This window comes from Enterobacter sp. JBIWA008, assembly GCF_019968765.1.
Taxonomy (GTDB): domain Bacteria; phylum Pseudomonadota; class Gammaproteobacteria; order Enterobacterales; family Enterobacteriaceae; genus Enterobacter.
In genome coordinates, this window is record NZ_CP074149.1 from 3,664,972 (window position 1) to 3,689,706 (window position 24,735).

Below are 24,735 nucleotides of genomic sequence, written 5' to 3' on the forward strand. Positions count from 1 at the left end.
CCTTTTCGAATACAACATTTTCTTAACATTTCGCGGGTATTGCAGTTCGCATGAAATGAATGCTCAAAGCCGTATTTTTCATTTTCTCGGTGCGGGAATCTGTACTTCAGGCCAGCATTTGCAGTTCGGCAAACATCCGGCGTGTCCGGTCATACCGTCCAGCGTCGGCGGGTTATCCCAGCGCACAAATTTATCTTTCATCTTGTGGTGAGAATCGCGCGTTCCTACCCCCTCGATACGCCACCAGTAGCCCTCTGATCCAACCGAAAGGGCTCTGGCTTGCGTCAGCGCGCCGGTAGCTCGTCCAATCTCTGTACGGGCAATCAGCTGCGCCCTGCTGGCGGCCACGTCACCGGAGGCCATGATCATCTCGTAGAGCTCGTCCGGACGTTCACCAGTGATAACCGCCTGCATTGCGCGCCGTTGTATGTCCATCACGCGATCGGCTGCTTCCAGCGGCAGGGACTTCATCTGCTGAATCTGGCGGTACACGATATCCTGCGCCACCTGCCCGACGGGGGTATTACCCACCACATCGCGTAGGCCAGCGCCAATTTCCTCTGATACCGATTTCCACAGATTCCATTCCTCCTGCTCGACCTGGGCAAACATCCTTCGCCCGACCTGCTCTGCCCAGTCGCTGATTACCTCGGAATAGTCCACCAGCGTTTTCGAAATGCTGTCAGCGCTGGCCTGTGAACCATCGTAGGTACCATCGACGATCTGCCCTATCTGGTTTGCTATCGCCAACAGGCTTTTTCGATACTGGATCTCCGAACGGCGGCGGAGGGATGGTTTCAGGTTCATCCTCCTCCCACTGGGCCTTCGCATCTTCTATGTCCTCGTCAGTGATAGAACCACCGATGCCAATCACATCAGAAATGTTCCTGAGGTCGTTAAGCGCTGCTGCAGGTGGCATCCCGAGGTCACGAACTGCAGTTCCGAGTGCAGTAACCACATTGTTCGCCATCGTTGCGCGGTCCACGTCTGACATCTCCCATAGCTTGTTAAACTCGAAAGTAAAATCGTCAGGTAGGGGTTCACCGAACAGAGAGCGCCAGGAGATATCGAGCAGCCAACGGATATGGCGGCGTAAGCGTCTCTCCTGCAGCGAGTTAACCCGGCTGTAGTAGTTTTCCAGATCGCCGTCGCCAGTGTTGAAACCTGCTGGGGACTGCCCGAACAGTCGGACGAGAGGAATTCCCGTCGCGCCGGAAACCTGCTCAGCAAAGCGCAGAAGAACATCAGCGATACCAGCGAACGTGTAGCTGTGCGTTTCGAACTTGTCCGCAGCGTCCATGATGGTCATACCTTCGATGGTCTGAAACTGTCGGATCATGTCCATGTGCTTCATCAGTGCTTTTTCAAGGTCTCCGCCTGCAGCAAGTATTTTTCGAAGTTCAGCAATGCTGTATGTCCGCAGATGCGCTTTGTGGATCAGCTGTGTGGTGCCGACCGTCGCAGTATCAAACGCCTCGATACGCTCGAAAATACGCTCCACAACAGACATCCCCCAGCCGTTTTCCGTCTGGGCCTGCTGGAAAGGAAGCGTATCGCCCTCCATGCGGATAACGCGGCTATGGTGGATCTTCCAGGGGGGAATCCCCTGCTGGTTCGTGATTACCTTGTAATATTTCGGTTTCCCAAAATCGGGACCGTAATCGGTAACGAGATCGTAATAACTCGGGTTAACCATCCAGCGGTCAAGGCTCATCACGCCCTTAAACTGCCCCTCTTTGATGCGATCCAGTTTCAGCGGGGAGGACATATCCTGCCCTTCAAGCAGGACCACCAGCACCGCGCCACCGTACAATCGTGACCATTTGAGGTTATCGTTAAGCCCATCCCATATAGCGAGCTCATCCCAGAAGGTTTCGAGCTTGCCCTTTTGTCCGGGTTTCAGCTTTGAGCTGATGTTAATCCCCTTGCGGGTCATATCATCGGCCATCGCATCCACACCGGCCCCCACAAGGAACGATGAACGATACGCAAACTCCAGCATCACCCTGTTACGGCTGATGTACCCGGGCATGTACATTCCGCCCGTCTGTATGTTTCTGGTGTCGCTGCCAAGTTTGGCCGTGAAATTGTTGTACCCGTCAGCTGTCGCAACGGGCTTTTGTGCGCCGTTCTGGCGTTTCTTACGGGACATGTCACGCTCCGGCCAGTTTGGCCCAATTATCAAGAGAGGAATCCATCGGCGCGTAGTTAATCATCACGGCGTCGGCGAGGTTCGGCGATTTTGTACCTTCCGGCTGTTTATCCACGAGGATTTTACCGACGGCGTTTTTCGACCACGTAGGCTGTGAAAGCTCCATCAGCAGGCGGTCAATATTTTCTATCTCGCTGCTTATCGAAATGATTTCGTCGGGGTTGTAGTCCATCCCGTTCAGCGCGCGGAAGGTGTTACGAAACAGCTTGCGGAGATGCCACCAGCTCTGTGCTTTCGCGTTCGCGAAGAAGTCTTTATTCAGGCGCGCCGCTTTACCGTTATCACCAGGAACGGCTTCATCTTCCGGATCGAATACGCTACCGCTACCACGGAAAGGCGTAGCTGTGATTGTTCCCCGGCCTTCAGCCTGCCTGAGCTCGTTTATCACGCGGGCATCGCCACGCGCACCGGCGCCCAGACCGTCCTCATCGAAACGGAACTCATCCAGACCGTAATCGTCACAATATCCAAACGATTTAACGACAGAGGCGTAGATGTCACTGCCAATACCAGACCATTCGTGAACGTTCTGCAGAAGGAAGCCATAGCGGCAAGAAAAGCCGTTTTTGTCTTTCCCTTCGTCTGCGATATCCATTGCGCCGAGGCGCTGGCCGCTGGGCTGAATACCCAGCTTGATATGCGCGTCGACGGCAGCCTGTACCCATTCAGAAGGAATGAGAATCCCCTCTGTGGATGCGCTGTAGTTCAGGTCCAGTTCCTGAGCAACGATAATCGGATCATCAATTTTCAGACATTCTTTGCGGTACCACTCATCATCCTTGCGCGGGTCGCTGCGCCAGTGGAACGTAAACACCGGGATATTTCCGCTGTGGCGCTTACGGGCAAACGGGTTATTCATGCCGTTGACGGATGAGAGGTCTATACGGCAGCGGGTCGTCTGAGAGAGCGCAGCGTCGATGAGTAATGGCCGTTTAAGGAATGCCGACTCATCCACGAAATAAAGTGTGGTACGGTCACCACGGCCAATGTTATCGCCAGCCTCTCCCTTGATGATCGCCCCTGATTCCGGAAATTCCACCTCCATGAATCTGGAGTGTTTTTTTTCATTCCAGCCACCGCGAAACTCTACCGGGAGCAATTCAATAAATTTTCTTGCTTTCCAGAAAAGTGATTTTGGGTCGCTCGTGGAATCCACGTACATCTCTTTACGGCTACCAAAACCAATCACCATATCTTTGTTAAACAGACACAGGGAGCAGGCAAGGCCGACAGAAGTCCAGCTCAGCCCCATTTCACGGCTTTTCTCTGTAAGCCCGTTTTCACGATTTCCGCGTCTGTCCATGATCCAGTTAATCCATTCCTCCTGGCGGGGGAACAACAAAAACGGGATGGTGGCAGGCAGGCCATAATCGAGGTTACGCGGGTCCGTCGTCATGCCCCAGTCGATGATGAACTGGGCCGGGTTAGTGCGGTAAAACTCACGGAGTGCCGGAAGCATTTCAGGCGCTTTCCTGATCCGCTCCAGCCTCTCCATTCTCCACTCAAACACGGCGGTATAGTCCGGTTTGCGGAAGTCAAAGGGGAACGGGATCGGCACAGAAAAATTCCTCAAAAACGCCCCGATTTAACATAATGGTCGTTACCCGCACTGGCGCAACAGCACCCATCACGCAAACGGCGTGAAGCCTCTGTTTTGAACAAAAAAGTGGTCAAATCGGGATGAATAAAACGTGCATAAAACGGGTCAAAAAGTGCATAGCGTTTTTACGGTTCGAAACGCCTGTTTTTGCAATTTTCAGCCCAGGTATTTTTTGTAGATATCGGCTGCTTCCTGCGGGGTCAGGTTCGCCGCGTCGGCTTTGGCTGCCTCGTCCATATTGTTGAACGGTTCGAAAATTTTCGGTGCTCCCAGCTCCATAAGCAGGGTTGCCGGAACTTTTACCCCCTCAGCCTCAAGCAGCTGCGCCGCCTCCAGCGCGGAGTATTTCCCGGCCACCTTGTGTTTCATCACCTCGCGAAGCACATCGCGCTGACGTTCTTCCTCGCTATAGACGCTGGTACCAAGACCGAGCACTTTTGAGAAAACAGCAATATCGTTGTGCGTGGGCAGCACATCTTCGATCGTGGTTTTCACACCATCCGGCGATGTGGTGACAACCTTCCGTTTGCGAACGTCCAGGCTCTTACCAGCGACGCGGTTTATTTTCTCTCTGAGAGCTTCGCGAGCCTCAGTGAAAGCGCGCTCAAACTCGATATTCTCTTTACGCCAGCGACGGATCGTCGTCTCGTCCACACCTAAGCGCTGAGCAACCATCCGATTGCTGATTTTGCTACGGGCTAATGCCATGTCCATAACGATACCGACGTAGGCTTTTCTGAAGCTTTTTTTAGGAGCCATACTTCCGCCTAAGTCAATGTGATTATTTTTTGTTCAAAATCCAATTTCTCAGATCCGGGTGCGGCGTATCACGCGGTAAATTCTGGCGTGCAAGCCGCGTCCTCTCTGGTGCCAAGTGCGGCATATCAGAGGGGGTAAAAATGCGGCATATCCTTTTTTTTGGGAAAACTGCGATTTGATGCCCGGAGGCCGCGCAGAATGGGGAGATAGTGGATCGCCCTAATATTTCCACTATGTGGATAACTCAGTCCAAATCCATCTCCACCACTTCACCGAAAAGGTGACCGTAAACGTCCATTGTGGTTTTGATGTTCGAATGCCCAATAAGTCGGGAAACCTTCAGAATATCGACGCCTTTGTTTGCCAGGCGAGATACAGCAAAGTGGCGAAGATGATGGAATCGCTTAATGCCATAGTCGTTCAGGGTTCTGACGAGAACGCCCTGAGTGCCGTAACTGGTAGCAAGGCATGCGCCGGTAAACTGATTGCAGATAAGAGGCTCAGAGGAACCCAGCTTATTTTTATCCAGCAACGCGAAAAGCTCACGCGGCATCCGTACCCGGCGCTCCACTCCTCTTTTCAGCCCCTCATGTATAACGCCGTCAACAACATGCCCCCGGATGTCGATCCAGTCGGCTGACACGTCGTTATAAGTAACCGCCAGAGCCTCACCGATACGCAGGCCACAAATCCCGAGCCAGCACGCGATACGCTCACGAACTGGCGCGTTATTCAGTAGCTCCCTGACCGATGATGATGGCGGTATGGTGATGGGTCGACGCTTCCGGCGCGCGGGACGGTCAACAGGGTTAAAAGTGATGAGCCGCTTTTCCACCAGCAGGAAGAAAGCCGAACGAATCCAGCGATGGCAGCCGGTGCGAACCGAATCAACGATATCGCGATGGCTGATATGGAGAATATTTTTTTCCAGTATCGGCCCGTCTACAGCGAGAAGATCGTGACGGCATTTCGTATATGACGACAGCCGTATGATATTTTTTTCCAGCTTGCCGGCCTGATACCCCAGATAAAACAGAATTAACTTTCGGAAAGTCCAGGAATGGTCTATTCCGGTCCAGCTGGCGGTTCGACAATCCAGCTCGATATTCTGTTTTTGCCAGAAAAGATGTGCGGCATCATCAATATTCTTAAAAATGCGGCGGCGTCCATGACCGGATTTTTCATCCTTCCAGTGGACGTAATATTTTGATTGTCCATTGGCATCAGTGGATTCTTTTATCGAAGCCATACTGAACAATCCCCACTCAAAAAACATTATCAAAGCCACTCAGGGAATGACTTTTGTAATGTCACGCTGGCAATAGTCATTGCCTGCCCTTCTCAATTTCACGTATTCCAGCCAGCTGGTTATTCGCTTTTTCGATGGCGGCCAGTAGTGGCTTGACCCAGAGAACAGCTTGGCAATAAGTCAGCGCGCTGGTGGTAGTGGTGCTATCACCGGCTGCGTCAGCGTTCCCGGAATCGGTGTGCATTGCGCTGGCACGTAAACTGTTCGCGTAGCTGAGCAGCCCACCAGCGACATCAGCAGGAACAGGCAGATCACATGTTTTTTCACGGCGGAGGATCTCCCGATATTCGATAACAGTTTTATCGGAGCTGGCGTCAATCAGTGAATTTAGTCGGCTGGCGTTTTCGGCCACCTGGTTAAACCGGTTAAAGTTGAAAGCCTGAGCAGCGATAACCGTCCCCTGCAGGGTGTTGTCATTGCGCAGAACAGCATTATCGCTTTTCAGTGTAGCGACGTCAGAACGGCTAATTGCCAGCAGAGCGCAAAGTACGGCTACAACGATAACCACGGCCACCAGCAATATCAGACGCCATGAGGCTTTAATATCAGCAAGGGTAATCACGACAGGAACAGAGCACGCTCCGCCTCACGCCGACGGGTCAGCCCATTCAGGACTTTGCCACCGGCTTTATTCCAGCGCAGGAACTCATCGGCAGCGCCGGCGTAATCACCGGCGTTGAGTTTTCGCAGGAGAGTCGATGTCGATAAAGATCGGGCGCCGAGGTTATACGTGAACGACACCAGAGCATCGAATTGCCCCTGAGTCAGGCCGACTTTAACCAGTCGTGAAACGTCACTTTCGTAGCTGACTAGTCCAGTCTTCAGCAGACGCTCTGCTGTTTCCTGTTTAATGGTCATCCCGGCACGAATTGGCTTTCCATCGACAGGCTGAGTCCACCCGTAACCAATCGTCCAGACGCCTACGCTGTCCTGGTAAGCGGCAAGTTTGCATCCTTCAAAATCTTTAATCAGGGAAATCCCTTTATCGCTGGTTTGCATTACGTTGCCCTCACAAATTTTGCCAGGTTCCCACCGGCAACCCATACCGCAACGCAAACCGTCGCATTCAGCATGAATTCACCAGGATCAACCTGCATGTAATCGCCGTGGATGATCCGGAATGCGGTATACCCGGCTGACAGAATTATCAGATACGCGAAAAATGAGACGCCACGCCGGTATGATTTTCCCGTCTTGTTGAAGAACATCAGACGGAACATTATCAGCAGGCAAACCACCGCGTTTGCGTGAAGAATCAGCGAATCCCATATCATTCGTCACCCCCATCCAGTCCGGGAAGGCTCCCGTTTTTGGATTTGGACAAAATGCGAAGAAGGATAGCGACCGAAATGGATGCAGCCACCAGCGCGCCGATATTTGGTGATACTTCGATGGTCACTGGTGGTGTCAGCAAACTCAGTGCTGAGTTAATAACGCCAGCCATAATTGTCGCCATAGGCACCGCGAACGAGACGCCGCCAAGAAACGAAATAATCGCGAATACCGCCTGTTTCCATATCTGGTGCGGCTCAGACGTCAACACATAGAGCGCAGCACCTCCCAGGGAGAAAAGCATTACGCCGGGAGTGGCTTCGGGAAAGAGGGTAGCAAGCGTCACCCCCACAGTCCCGGCAGCAAACCCACCAGCTACAGTTAATGGATCAGACATATGATTTCCGTGTGTAGGGTTCAGGCTATCGGGCTGGATTTAACACAAAGCACGTCGAGGATGATTCCCGTAGCCTGAAAAAGAGGCCCGCCGAAGCGGGCAAAATGAGGGTTAACTCAAGTACGCCTGAAAGCGTAAGTGCCAACACCTTTGCGCCCGAGCTCACACTCGATATTGTTGTGTTCCACGCATTCAAATCCCTGCTCTGCAAACCAGCGCCTGATACCTTCATCAGTGAAATACCAGATGTGCTCGTTCTTTCTGAAATGATGGGAGCGGAGAATGTCTCCTGCATCAGTGAAAATCGGGATCGACACGAACACATATTCACTGGCCTGCTGTACCGCCAGCTCCGGCTCGTCGATGTGTTCCAGTACATCCCACATCGTCAGTGCTCGCCACTTATTGGCGTAGAGATCTGCGAATGCGCCCCGCTCGTTCAGCCAGGCAATACCAGCCGGATTAACGTCATACCCAAGCGTTCCCGGTCGGGTAGAGACGAACTGACCGGCACCGATACCAACGTCGAGAACAGGGCCGTGAAAATGGCGCTCCACCAGCTCAATACGGGATTGCGTTAAAGCTCTGCCCGTTTCGGTGTCGGCCAGCTGCTGATACTTCGCAAAATACTGCTCGTCATACGGGCGTGACGCCGGAACCGGATAACGTCCGATCCCCAGCTCCGGTAAAAATACCAGCCCGTTTTCCAGTTCCTGATAAAACGACTTCATGGAGCCAGGCCTCGAATTTATCGGAGAAATTTGAAATCCGCTTGTCGCAGTGGTGATCCCATGCTTCACAGCGGCAGTAATTGTCGGGAATTGCCCAGCCAACCCGGGAGAGGTCCATCGCCGGATCGGTTACGATTTCCGGTGCATTGTGGCCGCCTCTCCCACCAGCGACGACGTACACTGGCGTTTTATAGGCAATAGCAGCAGGAAGCGCCCAGCCCACCGGCGTAACCACCACGGCGGCATGCTCAATCAGGCGCATCAGCGATTTGAAGTTGAGCTGGCCGGAGTGCGTGCGCAGATCTGCTTCGGGAAGTTCGCCGACGGTCCACTCCTCCCCCTCCTGCAGGTCAGCCACGCTGATTACACAGAAATGCTTTCTCAGTAGCCGGGATGCCTGCAACAGGTAATCCGGATCAGGATTACGGGAATCACTGCGCCATTCACTGCGAACAGTAGCCGGACGAATTACCGCGATCGGCTTTTCAGACGTAAATTCAGCGGGTCCGTAAGAGGGCAAGTCGAGTTCTGACGGCTCGGTGCCAAACTGCTGGCGCATCGCGTCAAATATTGAACCGCGCCGTAGATGATCCGGACCGTAGAAAATCCGTTTTGTCTGTCGCATATCTGGCGGCAGGTGAAAAGCGGCCTGCGTCCGGTACTCGTTTTTTCGCTGCGTGCGGAGCGTTGTAAAACTGCGAACGGGCAGAACGGGCAAATCTTCATACAGTTCGGGCCAGGCGGTCCGGATATAAGTACCGGCGGGCAACTGCTTAACGAAAGCGCGCTGATAGATGTTGTCACCCATGCCCAGCATGCCTTCAATGAATAGAGGAACGTTTAACATGCTACCTCGCGTAAAGCCTCATTGAGGCCGAGACGCCGGAAGCACTTAAGCGCTGTCTGGCGGCTACTGTTGATGATATTCACCTTACCGGCCAGCGCTCTGGCGGTATTGGCAAACTCCCCGCGCCATCGCGTAACACTCTCTGCTGTAGGATTATCCAGCCCGACGTGATCACCATGCCAGTGACTACCGCCATTAATGGAGCAGTCAAACCCTAACAGGATGATGTTTTTCGCCCCCTGGCTGGCAGCAAACAGAATCGAGCGCTGCCCGGAGTTGAAGGCCCACCGGGTATCTGTATCAAACAGATTTAGCCCATAGCGTTTATGAGCCCGGTAATTACAGGTCCAGCGAGAGGCTGAGGACGGCAGAACATCGATGTTTGCATCCCACCAGCGCAGATCACCCGCGTAAATGTATTCACAATCAGGCACGGCTCGCCAGGTGGAGTTAACAGCAATAACCGGCAGCCCCGATCCGGAGATCAGTTCGCAATCTGATTTATTGAGAGACGGGCCGGATGCACAAATGATGAATGTATTCATTCGTGTTGACCTGGTTCGGGAGTAATTGGTTACGGTTGCCGATGCTTATCTTCGGCTTGTCTCTGGGGACTGCAATTAACCGTAACGGGGAGAGCACTGAGCCTACTGTGACGGGTTATCGTCACTCTTTCCCCCGAAGGGTGGCCCTCGACGCAGAACGCCCATAAGCCCAATGCTCTTCCCTGTTACGGCCATAAAAAAACCCGCTCGGAGGCGGGTTTGATTTCGTGCAGGCGCAATAACCTACGATTTGAAGCATACACGACAAGTTCGGACAAAATCAAGTTTTAAGTCGCTAATATGCTAAATTTTGTTCACATCATCACGAAAGCTCGTTGCGTCCTGAAACGCCGAGTCTGCTTTTTGTTCTTCCCTGTGGCAGACGTCGACAAGCACCTCCAGAAACGGTTTCCAGTTACGGGTCCACGTTCTGACGTGCAGATCCGGGACTCGCTTCAGTATCGCTTTATAGGCTGCAGTAGACGGCACCCCAGAAAATCCGTTTCCGCTGCAGCGCTCGCAGGTTTTGAACACCGGCGCGCCGCGCTCGCTTGTGGCTTTGCGGTCGAGCACCTCACCTTTGCCGCCGCAACGGCATCGGGCCAGCAGCTCACCTTTACCGTTACATGCCGCGCATTTACGCTTGACCAGTTCGTGCTTGATTTTCGGCGGTACGATTTCCATTCCGTCAGAGTTGAAGACTCCAGGATGTTTGATCACATCCTCATACTGAGAGGTTAATCCGCTGCCGCTGCAGCTGTGACACGTCACGCTGGTTTCCGCTGAACGGGAGTATTCGGCAAAGGCGAATTGTGCGAGCACCAGCATGCACCAGCCAAACTCGCCTGCTGCTGCTTTACGTACATTCCTAGGCGCTGATTCCATTGCATGACGCGCCAGAGCCTGTACAGCCAGTTGCTCATCGCTTTTGCTGATCCCGGTCTTACCAAAGAAGGCAGCCAGACCAAACCGCGCTCGGCTGCTGGTGGTACCAATCGCCGCCATAACATCGGTGCCGGTGATTCTATCCGGAGAGGTTCCTTTCACGTCGTCGCTGATGTGCATACCCTGAGGGCTAAAGTGTTTTAGTGATGCCTCCAGTTTCATTCTTCACACTCCCCTACAAGGTTAAGAATCACCGCCGCGCCGTGGTTTTCCATAAATTCGTCCTTTCCACTGTCAAGAAACCAGCGACATACCTCCACGGCTTCGACGCGCGTTACGGGTTTGATGGTTGCCAGCAACTTTTCAAGGTAGCGCTCGCGGTCATATACGGATTCGTGATGCTCGGAGTAACCAAATTCATCGCCCAGCTCCTGGCTTGAAGTGTGGCGAACGCTATAGAGCCAGTCCCAGTAAATAAATTCACGAACAACATCGGACAGCGTAAAAGGCTCAGGCAACACATCGCGATATCCATCAACAAATGCCCGTCGCTGTTCATCAATTTCGTTCATACGGCTGCCGTTAATGCTGCCAGCTTTCTTCTCGGCCGGAGTCCATCCCCAACGGTGATCGTCGATAAATTTCGGGGAAGACTTGATTACTCGCTCGGCCTCCACATCTTCGAGAGCTGCCTCATAGCTGCCGAACGTGGCCCTGACTGATGCTGCTTTTTTGATGTTCTCCCGGGCGTTCTTGATTACCCGGGCCGGGTTATCCATGCCGATGGTACCGAAGGCAACCTGGAAAGGATCGCCACCATTCGCCAGCAAATAACGCGCATAACGTTCCTCGGCCTCTTTTGGGGAGATTTCAATTTTCTCCAGCGCGGCTTCGGCTGCGTCCAGATGTGCTGGTTCGTTCAGACGGATCACCTCCAGCACCCAAAGATAAGCGTCAGTCTGCTTATGCCCGGTGATTCTCCGTTGCTCGGGCAGAGGCTTGATGTTTGCGAGGGCGGAGCTGTGCGCTGCCGTCGGGATGGTGAATAGTGCTTTATGTTCGTTGTTATCAGTACGCATTACGCAGCCGCCTTTTTCTTGAAGAAAACCACCTCACGAACCTGATCGCCGTTCATGAGCATGTCGTTAAAATCCCCGTGATCCGGGTAGTAGATGCTGATTTTTTCCAGGTCATTTTTTGCCAGTAAGTTGGCATGGGCGCATTCCGTGGCCGCAGCCAATCCGGTGGCGCTGTTTACGTCTCGATCTGCGAAAATAATCAAATTTTTCACACCTGCAGGAACACGGAATTTCTTCATGAATCCGCTGGTCATGGTGGCCCAGGTGTTAACGTTGTACAGCTGCTTGCAGGAAAGAGCCGTTTCGATACCCTCGGCAATTCCGAGGGTCGTCGCTACCGGGAACATGCGAATAGCGACTGAACGGGCATGATCCAGATAGCTTTCGTCCTGAAGAGATTTCTGGCGCTTCGCTCCGGCAGAATCCCTTAGTTGGGCTTTCTGATTGCCGTCCAGTAAGGTTCTGTGCAGATAGCAAAGCTCGCCTTTGTCGTCAGTTGCGAGTGAATACAGACACTGGTAAACCTTACCGCCGTAGCGTTGTTTATCATTGAACTTCACCGCCTCTTGTGGGAGCTGATAAATTCCCCTGGCCTGCAGATAATCCGCCCCGGTAGTTCCTTTCAGGTTGACCAGTTTCGAAAATTTGGACAGAACCCGATCACGGGCACTTACTGCATCTGAAGTGCGCGGGAACGCTTCGCGGGTAAAGTTATTACCAATCAGCTGGTCTATTTCCCTGCAAATTTCATTGAATGGCTTCCCTTGTGTCAGAGTGACAAGCTTCATTCCGTCACCGCTGCCGCAGGTACAGATCCATGTTCCCCGGCCGTCCCGGTCATCAATACGCAGCTTTCCCCGCGCACCACATACCGGACATTCGCCTTTAAAGTGATTTCTGGCATTAATGGGAGGTAACCCGAAGTGCTCAAAAATCATTGCCCATTGACCTTTTGCCGCTTCTGCCGTCTTCATGCTCGTTTTCCTAACTGCTGTTTGATATCGCTAATCGCTTTCTGTGCTTGCTGTACTGAGGATGGAGCTACCGTTCCTGATGCCTCCTGCAGGCGCTTTGCCTTCTCCTGCCCTTTCGCATACGCAATCAATTTGTGCCGGATGAAATTAGAGACGGTCGGCGTGATCTCCATCGGGAAATCGCTCAACCCGTTAGGCCACTCGTCAAACCGTTCGCGAAAGGTGTTTGCGCACCAGCCATCGCTGACGGGCTTTTTCCCCTGCGATACGCGCTGGCGCTGATAGAATTTGATCTGACTCCACCAGGCCTGTTTCTCTGCCTTCGTGGGGTGATGCTGGTTTTTACCCAGCTTTTTGAGTTTGCGGCCCGTGTCGGTATCGACGTCCTCACCGCCCAGCGGCTTATGCCCACATTTCGGGCATACATAGACGCCAGCTGGCTTCATGTAATGGCATTGAGAGCATTCGTGTGGCAGTTTTTCGGCCCGTTCCTCAGCTGCGCGGCGAACGCTTTCTTCCATGCCGTCAGATTTACCGGGAAGATCGTCGTACTCAATTGAATCCGGATAACCCAGACGGTGCACGGTGCCACTGTGATCGAAGATGAGGCAGGACTCTTTACCCGGCGCGGTGCGCAAGCCACGCCCGAGCGCCTGCAGCCAGCGAATTTCGCTTTTTGTTGGCCTAGCGTAGATGATGCAACGAACGTCACTATCGAAGCCGGCCACCAGAACACCCACACTAACGATGATTTTCGTTGCACCGGTTTCAAAGCGGTGAATGATGGTCTGCCGCTCATCCACTGGAGTGTCGGCGGTCATTACCTCAGCGTTAACACCCGCCAGGTTAAACTGGATTGTCAGGTAATTGGCGTGGGCTACGTTGACACAGAAAGCGATGGTAGGCAGATCCCGGCCATTCTCCAGCCAGTTCTGTACGATGTCGCCCACCAGCGTAGAGCCGCACATGATTTCAGCCAGCTGCGTTTCGTTGTAATCGCTGCCGTACTCGAGTGATGCTTTTGTTTTAACGCCTTTCAGATCCGGCTTAGTTGGCGCGTAAAATTCGTATTTACTCAGATCGCCACGCTGGATTAACTCGCCGATGGTGGTCGGTTTAATCAGTCGGTCATAGTATTTGCCCAGGAATGGGGAAAACGGAGTACCCGACAGGCCAATCACCTTTACGCCTTTGCCGCGCAGACGCTCAATATCCTTCAGGATGCGTTTTTTACGCAGGTGTGCTTCGTCGATAATCAGCAGATCGATATTTTCAGGAAAAACACGACGAATAAGCGTGTCGGCGCTGGCAATCTGAATTTTCCGGTCCGGATCGTAGTTCGGGTGATCCGCCCAGATATAACCGATTTCATCCCCCGGTAATCCATACTCCACGAACCGATTAGCCGTCTGACCGATCAGGATGGTGTACGGTGCACAGAACAGGACGCGCATACCACGGCTGACAAACCCGGCAACGATGAAGGCGGCCAAACCAGTTTTGCCGCTACCAGTTGGCGAGTACACCATGAAGGTGTCGTTTGCCTTCCAGTCACGGCGCAACATGTTTAGCGCTCGTTCCTGTGCAAAATTCGGCGTGATCGTCAGCTCCATTGTGCAGCTCCCGTGCTGATGAGATAATAATTTTGTGATGTGGTTTTCATGGATTCCCCCTCACATGGCTGGTGGCCTCCCCAAAGGCTGCCAGCCTCCCTTCTGATTCAGCTCCTCTGAAAAAATCACTCTTCCAGGAAGAACCCTTTTCGTTTCTCAGCGCCTGAGCGCTTTGTACTACCTTGCTGATACGGGCGTTTTTTTAAATTGCGCCCTTAAGACAGTGATCTACTTAACCAATGGATCTCTCCTGTTGGAAAAGACCCTATTCCTGCCCCTACACCCAATCCCCCCTTACCCCCCTTTCCCTCTTCCCCATAAAAACGTACTATTTCCCTAGTACATATGAGGAATTGGGTCAGTTGGTTGCCAACCTGAACAGGCACCTTTAAGCCTGCTTCTGTTCGGGTACCTTTAAACCCGAAACAATGAGGAGCGCGATTGCGTTCCAGCCAGGGGAGGTTCGGCGGTATACCCCTGTAAAGCTCTGCCCTGATTTCTTACAAACAGGCGAAGCCTTGTGTTTGCTTCATGCCTTGCCCGGTTCTCCTTACGGTAGGAAACGGGTTCAGCCTCGAACGTCTCCTGATACACAGCTGCATAACGCTGGATAGCTTTTTGTCGTGCAGTTGGTGTCAGGCTAAGTAACTGCTGCTTAATCCACTCGGCATCAGCTTGTGAGTGGGTATCTGGCAGTAGTGCGTTATCGAAGTTGCTCTCCGGTATGTTCATCGGAAAAAACCTCATCCAGACTGGTTTCATATCCGAGCTGCTTAAAGGCGCTCACAATGCGTTTCCCAACTTCAATATCTGGGATTCGACGACCAGTTTCGTAGTGGCTAACGGCCCCTTGAGAGCTAGCGATCAACGCTGCCAGCTCACCCTGGGTCACTTTTGCTTTCAGCCTTAGGCTCTTAATACCGCTCATTCGGATAGTTCCTATCTAAATAATACATAACGTACTATACACACATAAAACAATAATACAAAATGGAAGTTGTTCAAAAAATACGGATTGTAATAATCATGTCTATGAAACAGAGATGGCAGGACCTGGCCAAATCCAGGATGAAAGAAGTCGGAATGACTCAAGAACAGCTAGCTGAAGCACTCGGTATGACACAGGGTGGGCTAGGCCATTGGCTGAACGGAAGACGTGAACCAAACCTGGAGGTCATAGCAAAAATTTTTAAAATTCTACAAATGCCAGGTTTTGTGGTTGACGCTGACGGCGCAGTGAGCGACGCAAGAGCTGATCACAATGTGTCATTTCACGCCATGAATGAATCGAAAGGAAGCTACCCCGTAATCAGTTGGGTCAGCGCAGGGGATTGGATGGAAGCAGTGGAGCCGTATCATAGGCGCGCGATCGACCGCTGGTATGATACAACCGTGGAATGTTCAGAAGACTCATTCTGGTTAGATGTCAGAGGGGATTCGATGACATCGCCAGCTGGGCTTAGCATTCCTGAAGGCATGGTTATACTGGTCGATCCTCAGGTTGAACCCATCAACGGAAAGTTAGTTGTCGCTAAGCTCGATGGGGATAACGAGGCCACTTTCAAAAAGCTGGTTATCGATGCTGGTCAACGATTCCTCAAGCCGTTAAACCCTCAATACCCGATCATTCCCATAAATGGTAATTGCCGTATTATCGGCGTCGTGGTCGATGCAAAAATAACCAACCTACCATAGTGCACAAGCCGCGAAAGCGGCTTTTTTTATTCCCTACGTCACGAAATCAAACAAAAAAACCTTAACAAACATCGAGATAAAAATTAATACATCAGATTAATCCGTTTTGTATTGACGATGGTTAATACGTTATGTATTGTTTAATCATCAACAAGCAAACGGAGCAGGAAGATGAGCACTCAACAATTGGTATCTGAAAATGGTCCCATCCACCAGCTAGCTATGGATATTGATCGCGTGGTAAACGTGCTTGAATATGCCGAATCTGATCCAGATACTGGCTATAAGCCAGCAGCCCTCATTCAAATTTGCATTAACCAATTAAAGAAAAATCTTTCAGTTATAAATCGCGAAATCGGGCATGACTGGCCGGAGAACAAACAATGATAACTGATACTGTAGTTCTCAATAAAGATGAAACAAGCTCTATGGTTATGAGTTGGGCGCACGATATAACTTGTTGTTCATCTTCATTATGGTTACTCCTTGAAAAAATGACCTCCGAGGAAGAAATAAGAGAACACGCATTAATTACTTTAGTTGTAAAAACATTAGAAGAAGTAAACGAACAAATAAATAACTTCGAAATTAAATCACTATAAATAAAAACAATTAATAAAACACCTTAAATGGTGTGAACAAACTCACCTCGAGGAAATGAAAATGCAAAATTCATTTTCTTTTAACGAGCCAATAAAAAAACCACAAATGCTGTTCGGCTCTGACAATATTAATGATTTTGGAAACAGAGTTAAGAGCTGCAGGATGGAAGGTGATTCAATGCAGCCGACTATCGAACCCTGTGAGGTTGTAGCTTTCGTTGATTGTGGAGGCCGCGTTCTTACACCCGGCATCTATGTTTTTACGGGCGATGTTTTTGGCCGTAACTGCCTCTTCATCAAGCGAATTGAACCCTTACCGGGCGGGGCATTAAAGATTATTTCTGACAATCTCCATTACCAAACTTTCACCCTTAATTCGGGTGAGCAAAAAGACATGCGTATCCACGGAAGAGTTGTCGCTTCTTTGGCTGTGAGGCACTTCATATGACTTTCATCAAAGACAAAACAGCATATAGAACAGCGTGCCTTTATGCGGCGTGTGGTTACGAAGTAATCGCCAGGCTTTATCTTAAAAAAGCATATGGGAGGTAAACAATGCCAATTCAAGAACGCCAAGATATACAAGGCGTGAATGTTAAAGCTGAACAGTTAAATGCCTTAATGCAAACAATTCACGCACACCACGAACAATTTGACCGCCACCAACTGGATGGACTTTTAGGTCTGGCTTATGACCTAGCCAGTTTAATTTATAGCTGGACAGAGAAGGAAGAAACAATCGTTTTAGCGAATGAAGATACGCAAAGTGAGATTAAATAAATGGATAACTTAATCACTACGTATCGCCGACGAATTTTAAAGGCTGCGTTATTACGCCACCAGCGTAAAACCGGAAGCACCTGCATCATTATTAATATGCCTAAGGGGGGAATAAACACCGTCGAATTAACAGAAATACTGCTTGATGGTCTGTTGAGGCGATTCGAAAAACTGGCTCTCAGTGAATACGGGAATATTGACGGCGTAAAAGCCATCAGAGGAATTTACAGCAACGCCGTAGATGTGAATGGCAGCGGTGAGTTCCTGACAGAAAGCGGAAAGGCATTAATCGACGAGCTCATTTCTGAGCTGGTCGAGTTTGCCAAGAAACAAAAATCAGTCACAGCGGAGACAAGCCATGAGTGATCAGACACCAATTATCACGCACGAACCAGTAAATATCGTGCTGACAATCGAGAACGGGAAAGTTATCCACGCGCGCCCGTTTCAGAACGGCGAGGTGACAGCATCGCTGGAGACTTTTTTATGGATGGCTGAACGCGCCGGTTACACGATCACCCCACCAGCAGGAGAGAAGGACAATGGCCCTGACAGCGATACGAATTCCTGAGTGGGTGCACCTGCAGGCGGTCCATGTCCTCCGCCAGTTCAGAGCCAGGCGGATTCATCCCTGCCGTATGCACGGCTCCGGAAACCTGAGCCTGAGGGTTAATCGCCGCTGGCGGCTGCTGTCCCGAGACGGCGGTCAGAACTGGGAAGTAATGAGCCATGAACGATACAGCAAACTGAAGGACAGAAAATGAAAATTCAACATCAGGACTATGGCGCCGTGGCGAACATCGTTATCACAAGCACTCTGTTTGAGTTCCGCAAACATAACAGAGTGGTAGATGTCACGCTGCTACACACACCCGGAATCGTAGCAACCCGTAGCGGGATGTTCTTCATGAGAACTGTTTTATCCGGCAAGTCTCGGGACATGCTGCGTGCGTACAGAGCTGTTTTTCGGGAGGCATCACGATGAAGTATTTCCTCCTCTCTATGCTGTTTGGCCTGTTGCTGGTGGCCGTCGTTTTCGGCGCGCTGATTGAGTATAAATTTTTGATAGGTTCCTGAGGTATGCCATGAAAAAAGGTACCACTGAAATTATTGAACGCTGGACCCGTTTAGCGGTGGAGGCCAAAGAGTTGGGGCTCGCCACCATTCCCATCGACCCGGAAAACATGTTGATGGTGCTGGGGGAGCTGCCGGTCAGTTCGGCTGACTTTTCAGCCGATTGCCAGAATGACTATCAGGCTGCGATCGACATCTTGCGCGACAGAGCTGCGCGCGAACTCGATGGTGGTTTTCGCGCTCATCACAATGCCCTGATTTATGCCGCTAATGAACTGGAAAATGCCCAGGCTTTCGGGCGGGAGGTCAGCCATGAGTCTTGACTGTGTACCCCTTTCTACGTACTGCAGGGACGCGGGGGAAACGGTAGAAGCCGTTAACAAACGGATACAAAGGGGGTTATGGAAGGAGGGAGTACATGTATTAAAAGTCGATGGCGTTAAAGAACGCTGGATTGACTTAACGGAGGTTTCAAAGTGGGCAAGAAAGAACAAGGATCATTATCTCTCCCAAGAGGAGTAACCATCCGCCAGCATAAAACTGGCGACACTCTGGTTATCACTTTCACATACAAAGGGGTTCTGTGCCGGGAGCCCCTCTCCAAAATGGAAGCAAACGCGCGCGGTGTGAAGTACGCCGAGCGCCTGCTCGGGGAGATACAAAACCAGATAGTCAGTGGCACCTTTGAATATGCGAAATATTTCCCCAACTCCAAAAAGCTGGAGCTGTTCGGGGTGGTGAAGAAAACCAAAAACATAAAGTCCTACCTGGACGAGTACCTGAAAATCTGCCAGAACCGCAACCTGTCCCCGTCGACTATCAACGGTTATGAAAAATGTCTGTCGGCGCTGTCAGCTCTGCATAAACTCCACGTGTCAGAGCTGACGCCAGCGGTCCTTAAAAACTGGATAGCCAGCCGGAAAACAAAGCTGAAAACGACCAGGAATAACCTTTCGTTTCTGCGCAGCGCCATCGATGAAGCTGTTACGGATGGCCTGCTGACCATTAACCCGGTAACCCTCGTCAGCGCCAGCCGGTACCACGTGATCGACAGCAGCCCGAGCGCCGACGATTACGAGGTTGACCCGTTCACTCCAGCGGAGACCCTCGCCATTTACCAGAGCTGCAGGTACCCGGAATGGGAAAACCTGTTCCGCTTTGCTTTCAATACCGGTCTGCGGAGCTCCGAACTGTGCGCGCTGCGCTGGCCTGATCTCGACACCATTGCGAACACAGCCCACGTTCAAGCGGCCAGTGTCGTAGGGGTACTTAAAGGCACCAAGACAAAAGCCGGTACCCGTAAGGTGGAGCTGAACAGTGATGCGCTGGCGGCCCTGCAGGCGCAGAAGCAATACACCTTTATGAAAAGTGAGTTCATATTCAGCGACCCGAAAACGGGAGAACCCTGGGCGAACGCCGACGCTATCCGTAAAAAAGCATGGGTGCCGACCCTGAAAAAAGCTGGCGTGCGCTATCGTAACCCGTACCAGACGCGGCACACATTCGCCACCAAGCATATTAGCCAGGGCGTTAACCTCTTCTGGCTTGCAGGACAAATGGGCCACAAAGGGCCGGAAATGATATTCCGCAACTACGGTAAATACCTGGCTGAATATGACGGTAAAACCGCGATTTCAGCCGCGCTGTAGCGGGGGAAATATTTCAAAATGTTGGAAAGAATCAGGACGTTAGACAGACCTCAATATGCACGTAAAATGCACTTGAGGCCTGTCACAGTGACAGAATTGTTTATTTTCAATGATTTAAATACTGTTCGGACGCGAGTTCAACTCCCGCCAGCCCACCAAAATTCTCCATCGGTGATTACCAGAGTCATCCGATGAAGTCCTAAGAGCCCGCACAGCGCAAGCCTTGCGGGCTTTTTTGTGTCTGCAATTTGTCCCGCGAAGTCTGATGCTAACTAATTAAATCCGAACCTTTTAGGCCCATTGATAGGCCCAACGAAATGCTCTATTGTTTTCGTTGGGCCTAAACGCATGGAGACTCCCCATGGCAAGAAAAACCAAGCCGTTAACCGATACGGAAATCAAAGCCGCCAAACCTAAAGATGCCGATCACCAGTTGTATGATGGTGACGGACTTACTCTGTTAATCAAGTCCAGTGGTAGTAAGCTCTGGCAATTCCGTTACTATCGACCTCTAACCAAGCAGCGAACCAAACAGAGCTTTGGTGCCTACCCCGCCGTCTCACTTTCTGATGCGCGTAAACTCAGAGCTGAATCTCGAGTTTTGTTGGCGAAAGACATTGATCCTCAGGAACATCAGAAAGAACAGTTAAGAAATTCTCAAGAGGCTAAAACCAACACTTTCCTGGTAGTTGCCGAGCGTTGGTGGAATGTGAAGAAAGCCAGCGTAACAGAAGACTATGCCGACGATATCTGGCGCTCACTTGAGAGAGATATTTTTCCAGTAATCGGTGATATCAGTGTCACTGAGATTAAGGCTCATACTCTGGTTAAAGCAGTGCAGCCGGTTCAGGCCAGAGGCGCATTAGAGACAGTCCGACGCCTTTGTCAGCGTATTAACGAAGTCATGATTTATGCGCAGAACACAGGTCTGATTGATGCGGTTCCCAGCGTAAACATCGGGAAAGCATTCGAGAAACCGCAAAAGAAAAACATGCCCAGCATCCGCCCGGATCAACTTCCACAGCTAATGCAGACTATGCGTACGGCAAGTATCAGCCTGTCCACACGATGCCTGTTCATGTGGCAGCTTCTCACCATTACCTGACCTGCCCCCAGGATTAGATACAACCTTCAGTTAGTAATGTCGGTTGGTTTTTCTTCATATTTCCTGTTTCGCCAGTCCGTTGCGAATTCAGCTGGTGTCTGGTAATCCAGCGATGAATGGGGACGGCACTCGTTATAATCCTGCCGCCAGTCATTAATCTTTTCCGGGCATGAAGAATATCGCTGAACCAGTGTTCATTCAGACACTCATCGCGAAAGCGTCCGTTAAAACTCTCAATAAATCCGTTCTGCGTTGGCTTACCTGGCTGGATAAGCCGTAGTTCCACACCATGCTCAAAGGCCCATTGATCGAGCGCGCGGCAGGTAAATTGTAAGCGTCCAGCGAGAGCCGTATTGACGGGGATGTGCTATTCAGTTGGCAGTATGATGCGCCAGGGAAGTAGTTCGTTGACCTGGTTGACCGGCCAGTCGGCTATCACGTCAAGCACGTGGCGAAGGTAGCTCTCTGGATCCACGCTGTTCAGTTTGCACGTTCCGATCAGGCTGTACAGCAGTGCTCCCCGCTCACCACCATGGTCAGAGCCGAAGAACAGGAAGTTTTTACGACCCAGACTGACCGTCCGCAGCGCATTTTCAGCGATGTTATTATCGGCTTCGGCCCAGCCGTCCTCCGCATAGTACGCCAGCGCCGGCCACTGGTTCAGCGCATACGTGAACGCCTTCGCCAGCTCTGAGTGCCTTGAGAGCGTTTTCATCTTTTCACGCAGCCAGCTTTCCAGGGATTTCAGCAGCGGTTTAGCTTTTTGCTGACGTACTGCAAGACGCTGCTCCGCCGGCATTCCTCTTATATTCCCCTCGATGGCGTATAGCTCGCCGATCCGTTTCAGGGCCTCTTCCGTCAGCGCTGACGATGTGCGGACGTGCACATCGTGGATCTTTCGGCGGGCATGAGCCCAGCAGGCGGCTTCCGTTATCCGGCCATCCCTGTACAGCTCGTTGAACCCGGCGTACGCATCCGCCTGCAGCACACCGCTGAAGCCAGCAAGATGGGTCTGCGGATGGATGCCTTTTCTGTCCGGGCTGTAAGCGAACCACACCGCCGGTGCGACTGCTGATCCAGCGTTGCGGTCATCACGAACATACGTCCACAACCGCCCGGTCTTCGTCTTCTTATTACCCGGCAGCAGCACCTGGACGGGGGTATCATCGGCATGGAGTTTGCCATCAGTCAGGACATAGTCCTGAAGCGCCTCCTCCAGCGGGGACAGCAGCCGGCAGCATGCATCCACCCAGCCCGACAACAGTGAACGGCTCAGTTCCACACCCTGGCGGCTGTATATTTCTGACTGGCGGTACAGCGGGGTATGCTCTGCATACTTTGAGCTCAGCACGCGGGCCAGCAGTCCCGGTCCAGCGATGCCCCGCTCGATGGGGCGTGAAGGCGCGGGGGCCTGCACGATGGCATCACATTTTGTGCAGGCGTGTTTTTCCCGCACGGTCCGGATAACCCGGAAGGCGCTGCGCATCAGCTCCAGCTGTTCGGCGGTATCTTCACCCAGGTAGCTCAGCACACCACCGCAGTCCGGGCAGCATGGCTCTGCCGGCAGCAGCCGTTTTTCGTCACGGGGAAGTGATTCAGGGAAAGGTTTGCGGGTACGGGTCTGACGCAACGGGCGCTGCACGGCCGGGTCATCCACCCGACCGGTAAGGGTATCGCTTTCTTTCTGCAGCCGGTTCAGGTCAGCTTCCATCTGTGCGATACGGCGGGAGACCTTTTCGGAACGGCTGCCGAAATTCATCCGGCGGAGTTTATCCAGTTGTGCCTGCAGGTGGTCTATTTCACGCTCCCGGTTGCTCAGCTTTTCCTGCAGGGCGTGGATCAACGCTTCCTGCTCAGCCAGGCGCTGTTTCAGCAGTAGGATATCGTCAGAAGAGGTGTCGTTCATAAGCCATCATTTTACCAGGCTTATTCTGCGACAACCAGGATAAAGAGACCTACAGCATGGTCAGGGAGGTCAGCAACCGCTTCGGCTGTCGCCAGTCGATGCCCTCGAGCAACATTGCCAGCTGCGCCGGGGTCAGGAACACTTTGCCATCACGGGCTGACGGCCAGGCGAAGCGGCCTCGCTCCAGCCGTTTGGTCAGCAGGCACAGTCCGTCACCGGTAGACCACAGTAGTTTGACCTGAGTGCCGCTGCGGCCCCGGAAGATGAAGACGTGGCCGGACATCGGATCGTCTTTCAGCATCGTCTGCACCTTTGCGGCGAGACCATTGAAGCCGTTGCGCATGTCAGTGATACCGGCAACCAGCCAGATTTTGGTGCCTGTTGGTAACGGGATCACCGTTTGAGCTCCTGTATCAGCAGGGTCAGGAGCTTTTCGCTGACAGAGCCATTGAGGCGAAGCGTCCCGTGCCGGAACGTTACCTCACAGCTGATACTGAGGGTTTCCGGGTCCTCTGCGGGCTGCTCTGACTGTACGACAGCTGCATCCAGAGTCACAGGAAGTAGCTGAGGGCTCTCTGAAGAAGGTAACAGCAGCTTTCCCTCGCGCCATTGTTGGCGCCATTTGAACAACAGATTGGCGTTGATGCCATTTTCGAGCGCCAGTTTTGAGATGGATATCCCGGGTTCGCAGGAGGCAGTAACGAGCTGCTGCTTAAACTCAGGAGAATAATTAGGGCAGCCTTTACGCCTGCCGGGAGTCATATTTTTCTGCATATCTGACACTTTGGTTCCCACTACTTATTTGGTGGACACCACTTTGTCGGATGCTTCAGATTATGACCAGACGGCTTTCGCTGGACGCTTACGGTAAATTCCGGGCCCTGATCGGTTCTTATTGTCGCCGGATAGCCCCTAAACAGCGCGATGCTGTCCAGAATACGCGTGACCTGAACGCCTGAAATACCGAAAGCAGCGGTGATCGTCAGACACTCCTTCGTGAAATCATCCACACAGGTCAGGCACTTGATTCTCCGACCGTTGGCCAGTGCGTCCATAACGAAATCCATCGACCATGTCAGGTTCGGCGCATCCGGGCGCAGAAGCGGAAACCGTTCGGTTGCCAGCCCTTTACGGCGTCGTCTGCGTTTTACGCTCAGTCCATTAAGGTGGTAAATACGGTATACCCGCTTGTGATTGACGTGAAGGCCCTCCCGACGCAGCAGCTGCCAGATGCGGCGGTAGCCAAAACGCCTGCGCTCCAGTGCCAGCTCAGTGATGCGCCCTGATAAATGCGCATCAGCCGCCGGACGCTGAGCCTCGTAGCGGCAGGTCGACAGAGACAAAGCAGTAAGCCTGCAGGCACGACGTTGCGACAGACCGGTCGCATCACACATAAACTTAACGGCTTCCCGCTTGTGGTCTGTCGTCAGTACTTTCGCCCCAGAGCCACCTGAAGCGCCTCCTTATCCAGCATGGCTTCGGCAAGCAGCTTCTTGAGGCGGGCGTTCTCCTCTTCAAGAGATTTAAGCCGCTTCACCTCAGGAACTTCCATGCCACCAAACTTCTTGCGCCAGGTGTAGAAAGTGGCATCGGAAATGGCGTGCTTACGGCAGAGCTCACGGGCAGAAACCCCGGCTTCCGCTTCGCGAAGAATACTGATGATCTGTTCGTCGGAAAAACGCTTCTTCATGGGTATGTCCT

Annotated in this window: 33 protein-coding genes and 3 pseudogenes; 13 read left to right on the top strand and 23 right to left on the bottom strand. The window is 52.1% G+C overall.

Going from position 1 to position 24,735, the window contains the following annotated elements:
• Window positions 1-78 precede the first annotated feature (78 nt).
• The 18 genes from KGP24_RS17635 to KGP24_RS17720 all read right to left on the bottom strand — a co-directional run bounded on the left by KGP24_RS17635 (window position 79) and on the right by KGP24_RS17720 (window position 15,151).
• Window positions 79-612, bottom strand: coding sequence for a phage minor head protein (locus tag KGP24_RS17635; protein WP_316045617.1), 534 nt, complete (start codon window positions 610-612; stop codon window positions 79-81).
• Between the two features lie 70 nt (window positions 613-682).
• Window positions 683-2,152: a DUF1073 domain-containing protein gene (locus KGP24_RS17640; protein ID WP_172751141.1), complete on the bottom strand. Its 1,470-nt coding sequence runs from the start codon at window positions 2,150-2,152 to the stop codon at window positions 683-685.
• Window position 2,153: 1 nt separating this feature from the next.
• Complete coding sequence (locus KGP24_RS17645) at window positions 2,154-3,770, bottom strand: TerL protein (RefSeq protein WP_223561291.1); 1,617 nt, start codon at window positions 3,768-3,770, stop codon at window positions 2,154-2,156.
• 198 nt (window positions 3,771-3,968) lie between these two features.
• Window positions 3,969-4,571 (bottom strand): hypothetical protein, encoded by a 603-nt coding sequence (locus KGP24_RS17650; protein ID WP_032625746.1) that lies wholly within the window; start codon window positions 4,569-4,571, stop codon window positions 3,969-3,971.
• A 244-nt stretch (window positions 4,572-4,815) separates the two neighbouring features.
• Window positions 4,816-5,820 (bottom strand): tyrosine-type recombinase/integrase, encoded by a 1,005-nt coding sequence (locus KGP24_RS17655; RefSeq protein WP_048214540.1) that lies wholly within the window; start codon window positions 5,818-5,820, stop codon window positions 4,816-4,818.
• Between the two features lie 76 nt (window positions 5,821-5,896).
• On the bottom strand, window positions 5,897-6,442 hold the full coding sequence (locus KGP24_RS17660; protein ID WP_223561292.1) for a hypothetical protein: 546 nt from the start codon (window positions 6,440-6,442) through the stop codon (window positions 5,897-5,899).
• Window positions 6,439-6,879 carry a lysozyme gene (locus KGP24_RS17665; protein ID WP_223561293.1) on the bottom strand — a complete coding sequence of 147 codons (441 nt, stop codon included), beginning with the start codon at window positions 6,877-6,879 and terminating at the stop codon, window positions 6,439-6,441. Before KGP24_RS17665 ends, KGP24_RS17660 begins: the two co-directional genes overlap by 4 nt.
• Window positions 6,879-7,154 (bottom strand): phage holin family protein, encoded by a 276-nt coding sequence (locus KGP24_RS17670; RefSeq protein WP_223561294.1) that lies wholly within the window; start codon window positions 7,152-7,154, stop codon window positions 6,879-6,881. The genes KGP24_RS17665 and KGP24_RS17670 overlap by 1 nt, the downstream gene beginning before the upstream one ends.
• Window positions 7,151-7,549, bottom strand: coding sequence for a putative holin (locus tag KGP24_RS17675; protein ID WP_032666047.1), 399 nt, complete (start codon window positions 7,547-7,549; stop codon window positions 7,151-7,153). The genes KGP24_RS17670 and KGP24_RS17675 overlap by 4 nt, the downstream gene beginning before the upstream one ends.
• A 116-nt stretch (window positions 7,550-7,665) precedes the next feature.
• Entirely contained in the window at window positions 7,666-8,280 is a 615-nt protein-coding gene (locus KGP24_RS17680; protein ID WP_223561295.1) for a methyltransferase domain-containing protein, read from the bottom strand.
• Window positions 8,186-9,127, bottom strand: a complete 942-nt coding sequence (locus tag KGP24_RS17685) for a hypothetical protein (RefSeq protein WP_223561296.1) — start codon at window positions 9,125-9,127, stop codon at window positions 8,186-8,188. The genes KGP24_RS17680 and KGP24_RS17685 overlap by 95 nt, the downstream gene beginning before the upstream one ends.
• Window positions 9,121-9,672: a hypothetical protein gene (locus KGP24_RS17690; RefSeq protein WP_103142039.1), complete on the bottom strand. Its 552-nt coding sequence runs from the start codon at window positions 9,670-9,672 to the stop codon at window positions 9,121-9,123. Before KGP24_RS17690 ends, KGP24_RS17685 begins: the two co-directional genes overlap by 7 nt.
• Window positions 9,673-9,975: 303 nt before the next feature.
• Window positions 9,976-10,779, bottom strand: coding sequence for an antitermination protein (locus KGP24_RS17695; RefSeq protein ID WP_060569209.1), 804 nt, complete (start codon window positions 10,777-10,779; stop codon window positions 9,976-9,978).
• Window positions 10,776-11,636, bottom strand: coding sequence for a helix-turn-helix domain-containing protein (locus tag KGP24_RS17700; protein WP_223561297.1), 861 nt, complete (start codon window positions 11,634-11,636; stop codon window positions 10,776-10,778). The genes KGP24_RS17695 and KGP24_RS17700 overlap by 4 nt, the downstream gene beginning before the upstream one ends.
• Window positions 11,636-12,610: a toprim domain-containing protein gene (locus tag KGP24_RS17705; protein ID WP_223539445.1), complete on the bottom strand. Its 975-nt coding sequence runs from the start codon at window positions 12,608-12,610 to the stop codon at window positions 11,636-11,638. Before KGP24_RS17705 ends, KGP24_RS17700 begins: the two co-directional genes overlap by 1 nt.
• Complete coding sequence (locus KGP24_RS17710; protein ID WP_223561298.1) at window positions 12,607-14,223, bottom strand: DEAD/DEAH box helicase; 1,617 nt, start codon at window positions 14,221-14,223, stop codon at window positions 12,607-12,609. Before KGP24_RS17710 ends, KGP24_RS17705 begins: the two co-directional genes overlap by 4 nt.
• A gap of 414 nt (window positions 14,224-14,637) precedes the next feature.
• Complete coding sequence (locus tag KGP24_RS17715; RefSeq protein WP_135942630.1) at window positions 14,638-14,955, bottom strand: hypothetical protein; 318 nt, start codon at window positions 14,953-14,955, stop codon at window positions 14,638-14,640.
• Window positions 14,927-15,151 (bottom strand): helix-turn-helix transcriptional regulator, encoded by a 225-nt coding sequence (locus tag KGP24_RS17720; RefSeq protein WP_032625779.1) that lies wholly within the window; start codon window positions 15,149-15,151, stop codon window positions 14,927-14,929. Before KGP24_RS17720 ends, KGP24_RS17715 begins: the two co-directional genes overlap by 29 nt.
• Before the next feature lie 98 nt (window positions 15,152-15,249).
• On the opposite strand from KGP24_RS17720, the gene KGP24_RS17725 reads away from it, so the two are divergent.
• The 13 genes and pseudogenes from KGP24_RS17725 to KGP24_RS17785 all read left to right on the top strand — a co-directional run.
• A complete protein-coding gene (locus KGP24_RS17725; RefSeq protein WP_032625781.1) occupies window positions 15,250-15,918 on the top strand; it encodes a LexA family transcriptional regulator in 669 nt (222 codons plus the stop codon).
• 171 nt (window positions 15,919-16,089) lie between these two features.
• On the top strand, window positions 16,090-16,305 hold the full coding sequence (locus tag KGP24_RS17730) for a hypothetical protein (RefSeq protein ID WP_063927978.1): 216 nt from the start codon (window positions 16,090-16,092) through the stop codon (window positions 16,303-16,305).
• Window positions 16,302-16,520, top strand: a complete 219-nt coding sequence (locus tag KGP24_RS17735; protein WP_047667549.1) for a hypothetical protein — start codon at window positions 16,302-16,304, stop codon at window positions 16,518-16,520. Before KGP24_RS17730 ends, KGP24_RS17735 begins: the two co-directional genes overlap by 4 nt.
• 61 nt (window positions 16,521-16,581) lie before the next feature.
• The gene (locus KGP24_RS17740) at window positions 16,582-16,968 is read left to right on the top strand and encodes a S24 family peptidase (protein ID WP_223561299.1); all 387 of its coding nucleotides are present in this window, start codon (window positions 16,582-16,584) and stop codon (window positions 16,966-16,968) included.
• Window positions 16,969-17,075: 107 nt separating this feature from the next.
• Window positions 17,076-17,300: a hypothetical protein gene (locus tag KGP24_RS17745; RefSeq protein WP_223561300.1), complete on the top strand. Its 225-nt coding sequence runs from the start codon at window positions 17,076-17,078 to the stop codon at window positions 17,298-17,300.
• On the top strand, window positions 17,301-17,666 hold the full coding sequence (locus KGP24_RS17750; protein ID WP_182384039.1) for a hypothetical protein: 366 nt from the start codon (window positions 17,301-17,303) through the stop codon (window positions 17,664-17,666).
• A complete protein-coding gene (locus KGP24_RS17755; protein WP_223561301.1) occupies window positions 17,659-17,871 on the top strand; it encodes a hypothetical protein in 213 nt (70 codons plus the stop codon). Before KGP24_RS17750 ends, KGP24_RS17755 begins: the two co-directional genes overlap by 8 nt.
• Window positions 17,843-18,064 (top strand): hypothetical protein, encoded by a 222-nt coding sequence (locus tag KGP24_RS17760; protein ID WP_023325729.1) that lies wholly within the window; start codon window positions 17,843-17,845, stop codon window positions 18,062-18,064. Before KGP24_RS17755 ends, KGP24_RS17760 begins: the two co-directional genes overlap by 29 nt.
• The gene (locus tag KGP24_RS17765) at window positions 18,061-18,285 is read left to right on the top strand and encodes a hypothetical protein (RefSeq protein WP_023325730.1); all 225 of its coding nucleotides are present in this window, start codon (window positions 18,061-18,063) and stop codon (window positions 18,283-18,285) included. Before KGP24_RS17760 ends, KGP24_RS17765 begins: the two co-directional genes overlap by 4 nt.
• 100 nt (window positions 18,286-18,385) lie before the next feature.
• Complete coding sequence (locus tag KGP24_RS17770; RefSeq protein WP_223561302.1) at window positions 18,386-18,697, top strand: hypothetical protein; 312 nt, start codon at window positions 18,386-18,388, stop codon at window positions 18,695-18,697.
• A complete protein-coding gene (locus tag KGP24_RS17775; protein WP_000050710.1) occupies window positions 18,687-18,896 on the top strand; it encodes a hypothetical protein in 210 nt (69 codons plus the stop codon). The genes KGP24_RS17770 and KGP24_RS17775 overlap by 11 nt, the downstream gene beginning before the upstream one ends.
• A complete protein-coding gene (locus tag KGP24_RS17780) occupies window positions 18,851-20,023 on the top strand; it encodes a DUF3596 domain-containing protein (RefSeq protein ID WP_223561303.1) in 1,173 nt (390 codons plus the stop codon). Before KGP24_RS17775 ends, KGP24_RS17780 begins: the two co-directional genes overlap by 46 nt.
• A 361-nt stretch (window positions 20,024-20,384) precedes the next feature.
• Window positions 20,385-21,125: pseudogene (locus KGP24_RS17785) on the top strand (integrase domain-containing protein); the annotation flags it as partial.
• 29 nt (window positions 21,126-21,154) lie between these two features.
• On the opposite strand, the pseudogene KGP24_RS17790 reads toward KGP24_RS17785, so the two are convergent.
• The 5 genes and pseudogenes from KGP24_RS17790 to KGP24_RS17810 form a co-directional block, all read right to left on the bottom strand.
• Window positions 21,155-21,459: pseudogene (locus KGP24_RS17790) on the bottom strand (transposase); the annotation flags it as partial.
• Window positions 21,460-21,495: 36 nt separating this feature from the next.
• On the bottom strand, window positions 21,496-23,034 hold the full coding sequence (locus KGP24_RS17795) for an IS66 family transposase (protein ID WP_112920514.1): 1,539 nt from the start codon (window positions 23,032-23,034) through the stop codon (window positions 21,496-21,498).
• Between the two features lie 49 nt (window positions 23,035-23,083).
• Window positions 23,084-23,431, bottom strand: a complete 348-nt coding sequence (gene tnpB / locus KGP24_RS17800) for an IS66 family insertion sequence element accessory protein TnpB (protein WP_112920513.1) — start codon at window positions 23,429-23,431, stop codon at window positions 23,084-23,086.
• Window positions 23,428-23,808: a transposase gene (locus KGP24_RS17805; protein ID WP_112920520.1), complete on the bottom strand. Its 381-nt coding sequence runs from the start codon at window positions 23,806-23,808 to the stop codon at window positions 23,428-23,430. The genes tnpB and KGP24_RS17805 overlap by 4 nt, the downstream gene beginning before the upstream one ends.
• A gap of 92 nt (window positions 23,809-23,900) precedes the next feature.
• Window positions 23,901-24,724 (bottom strand): annotated as a pseudogene (locus KGP24_RS17810) (IS3 family transposase); the annotation flags it as partial.
• Window positions 24,725-24,735 lie beyond the last annotated feature (11 nt).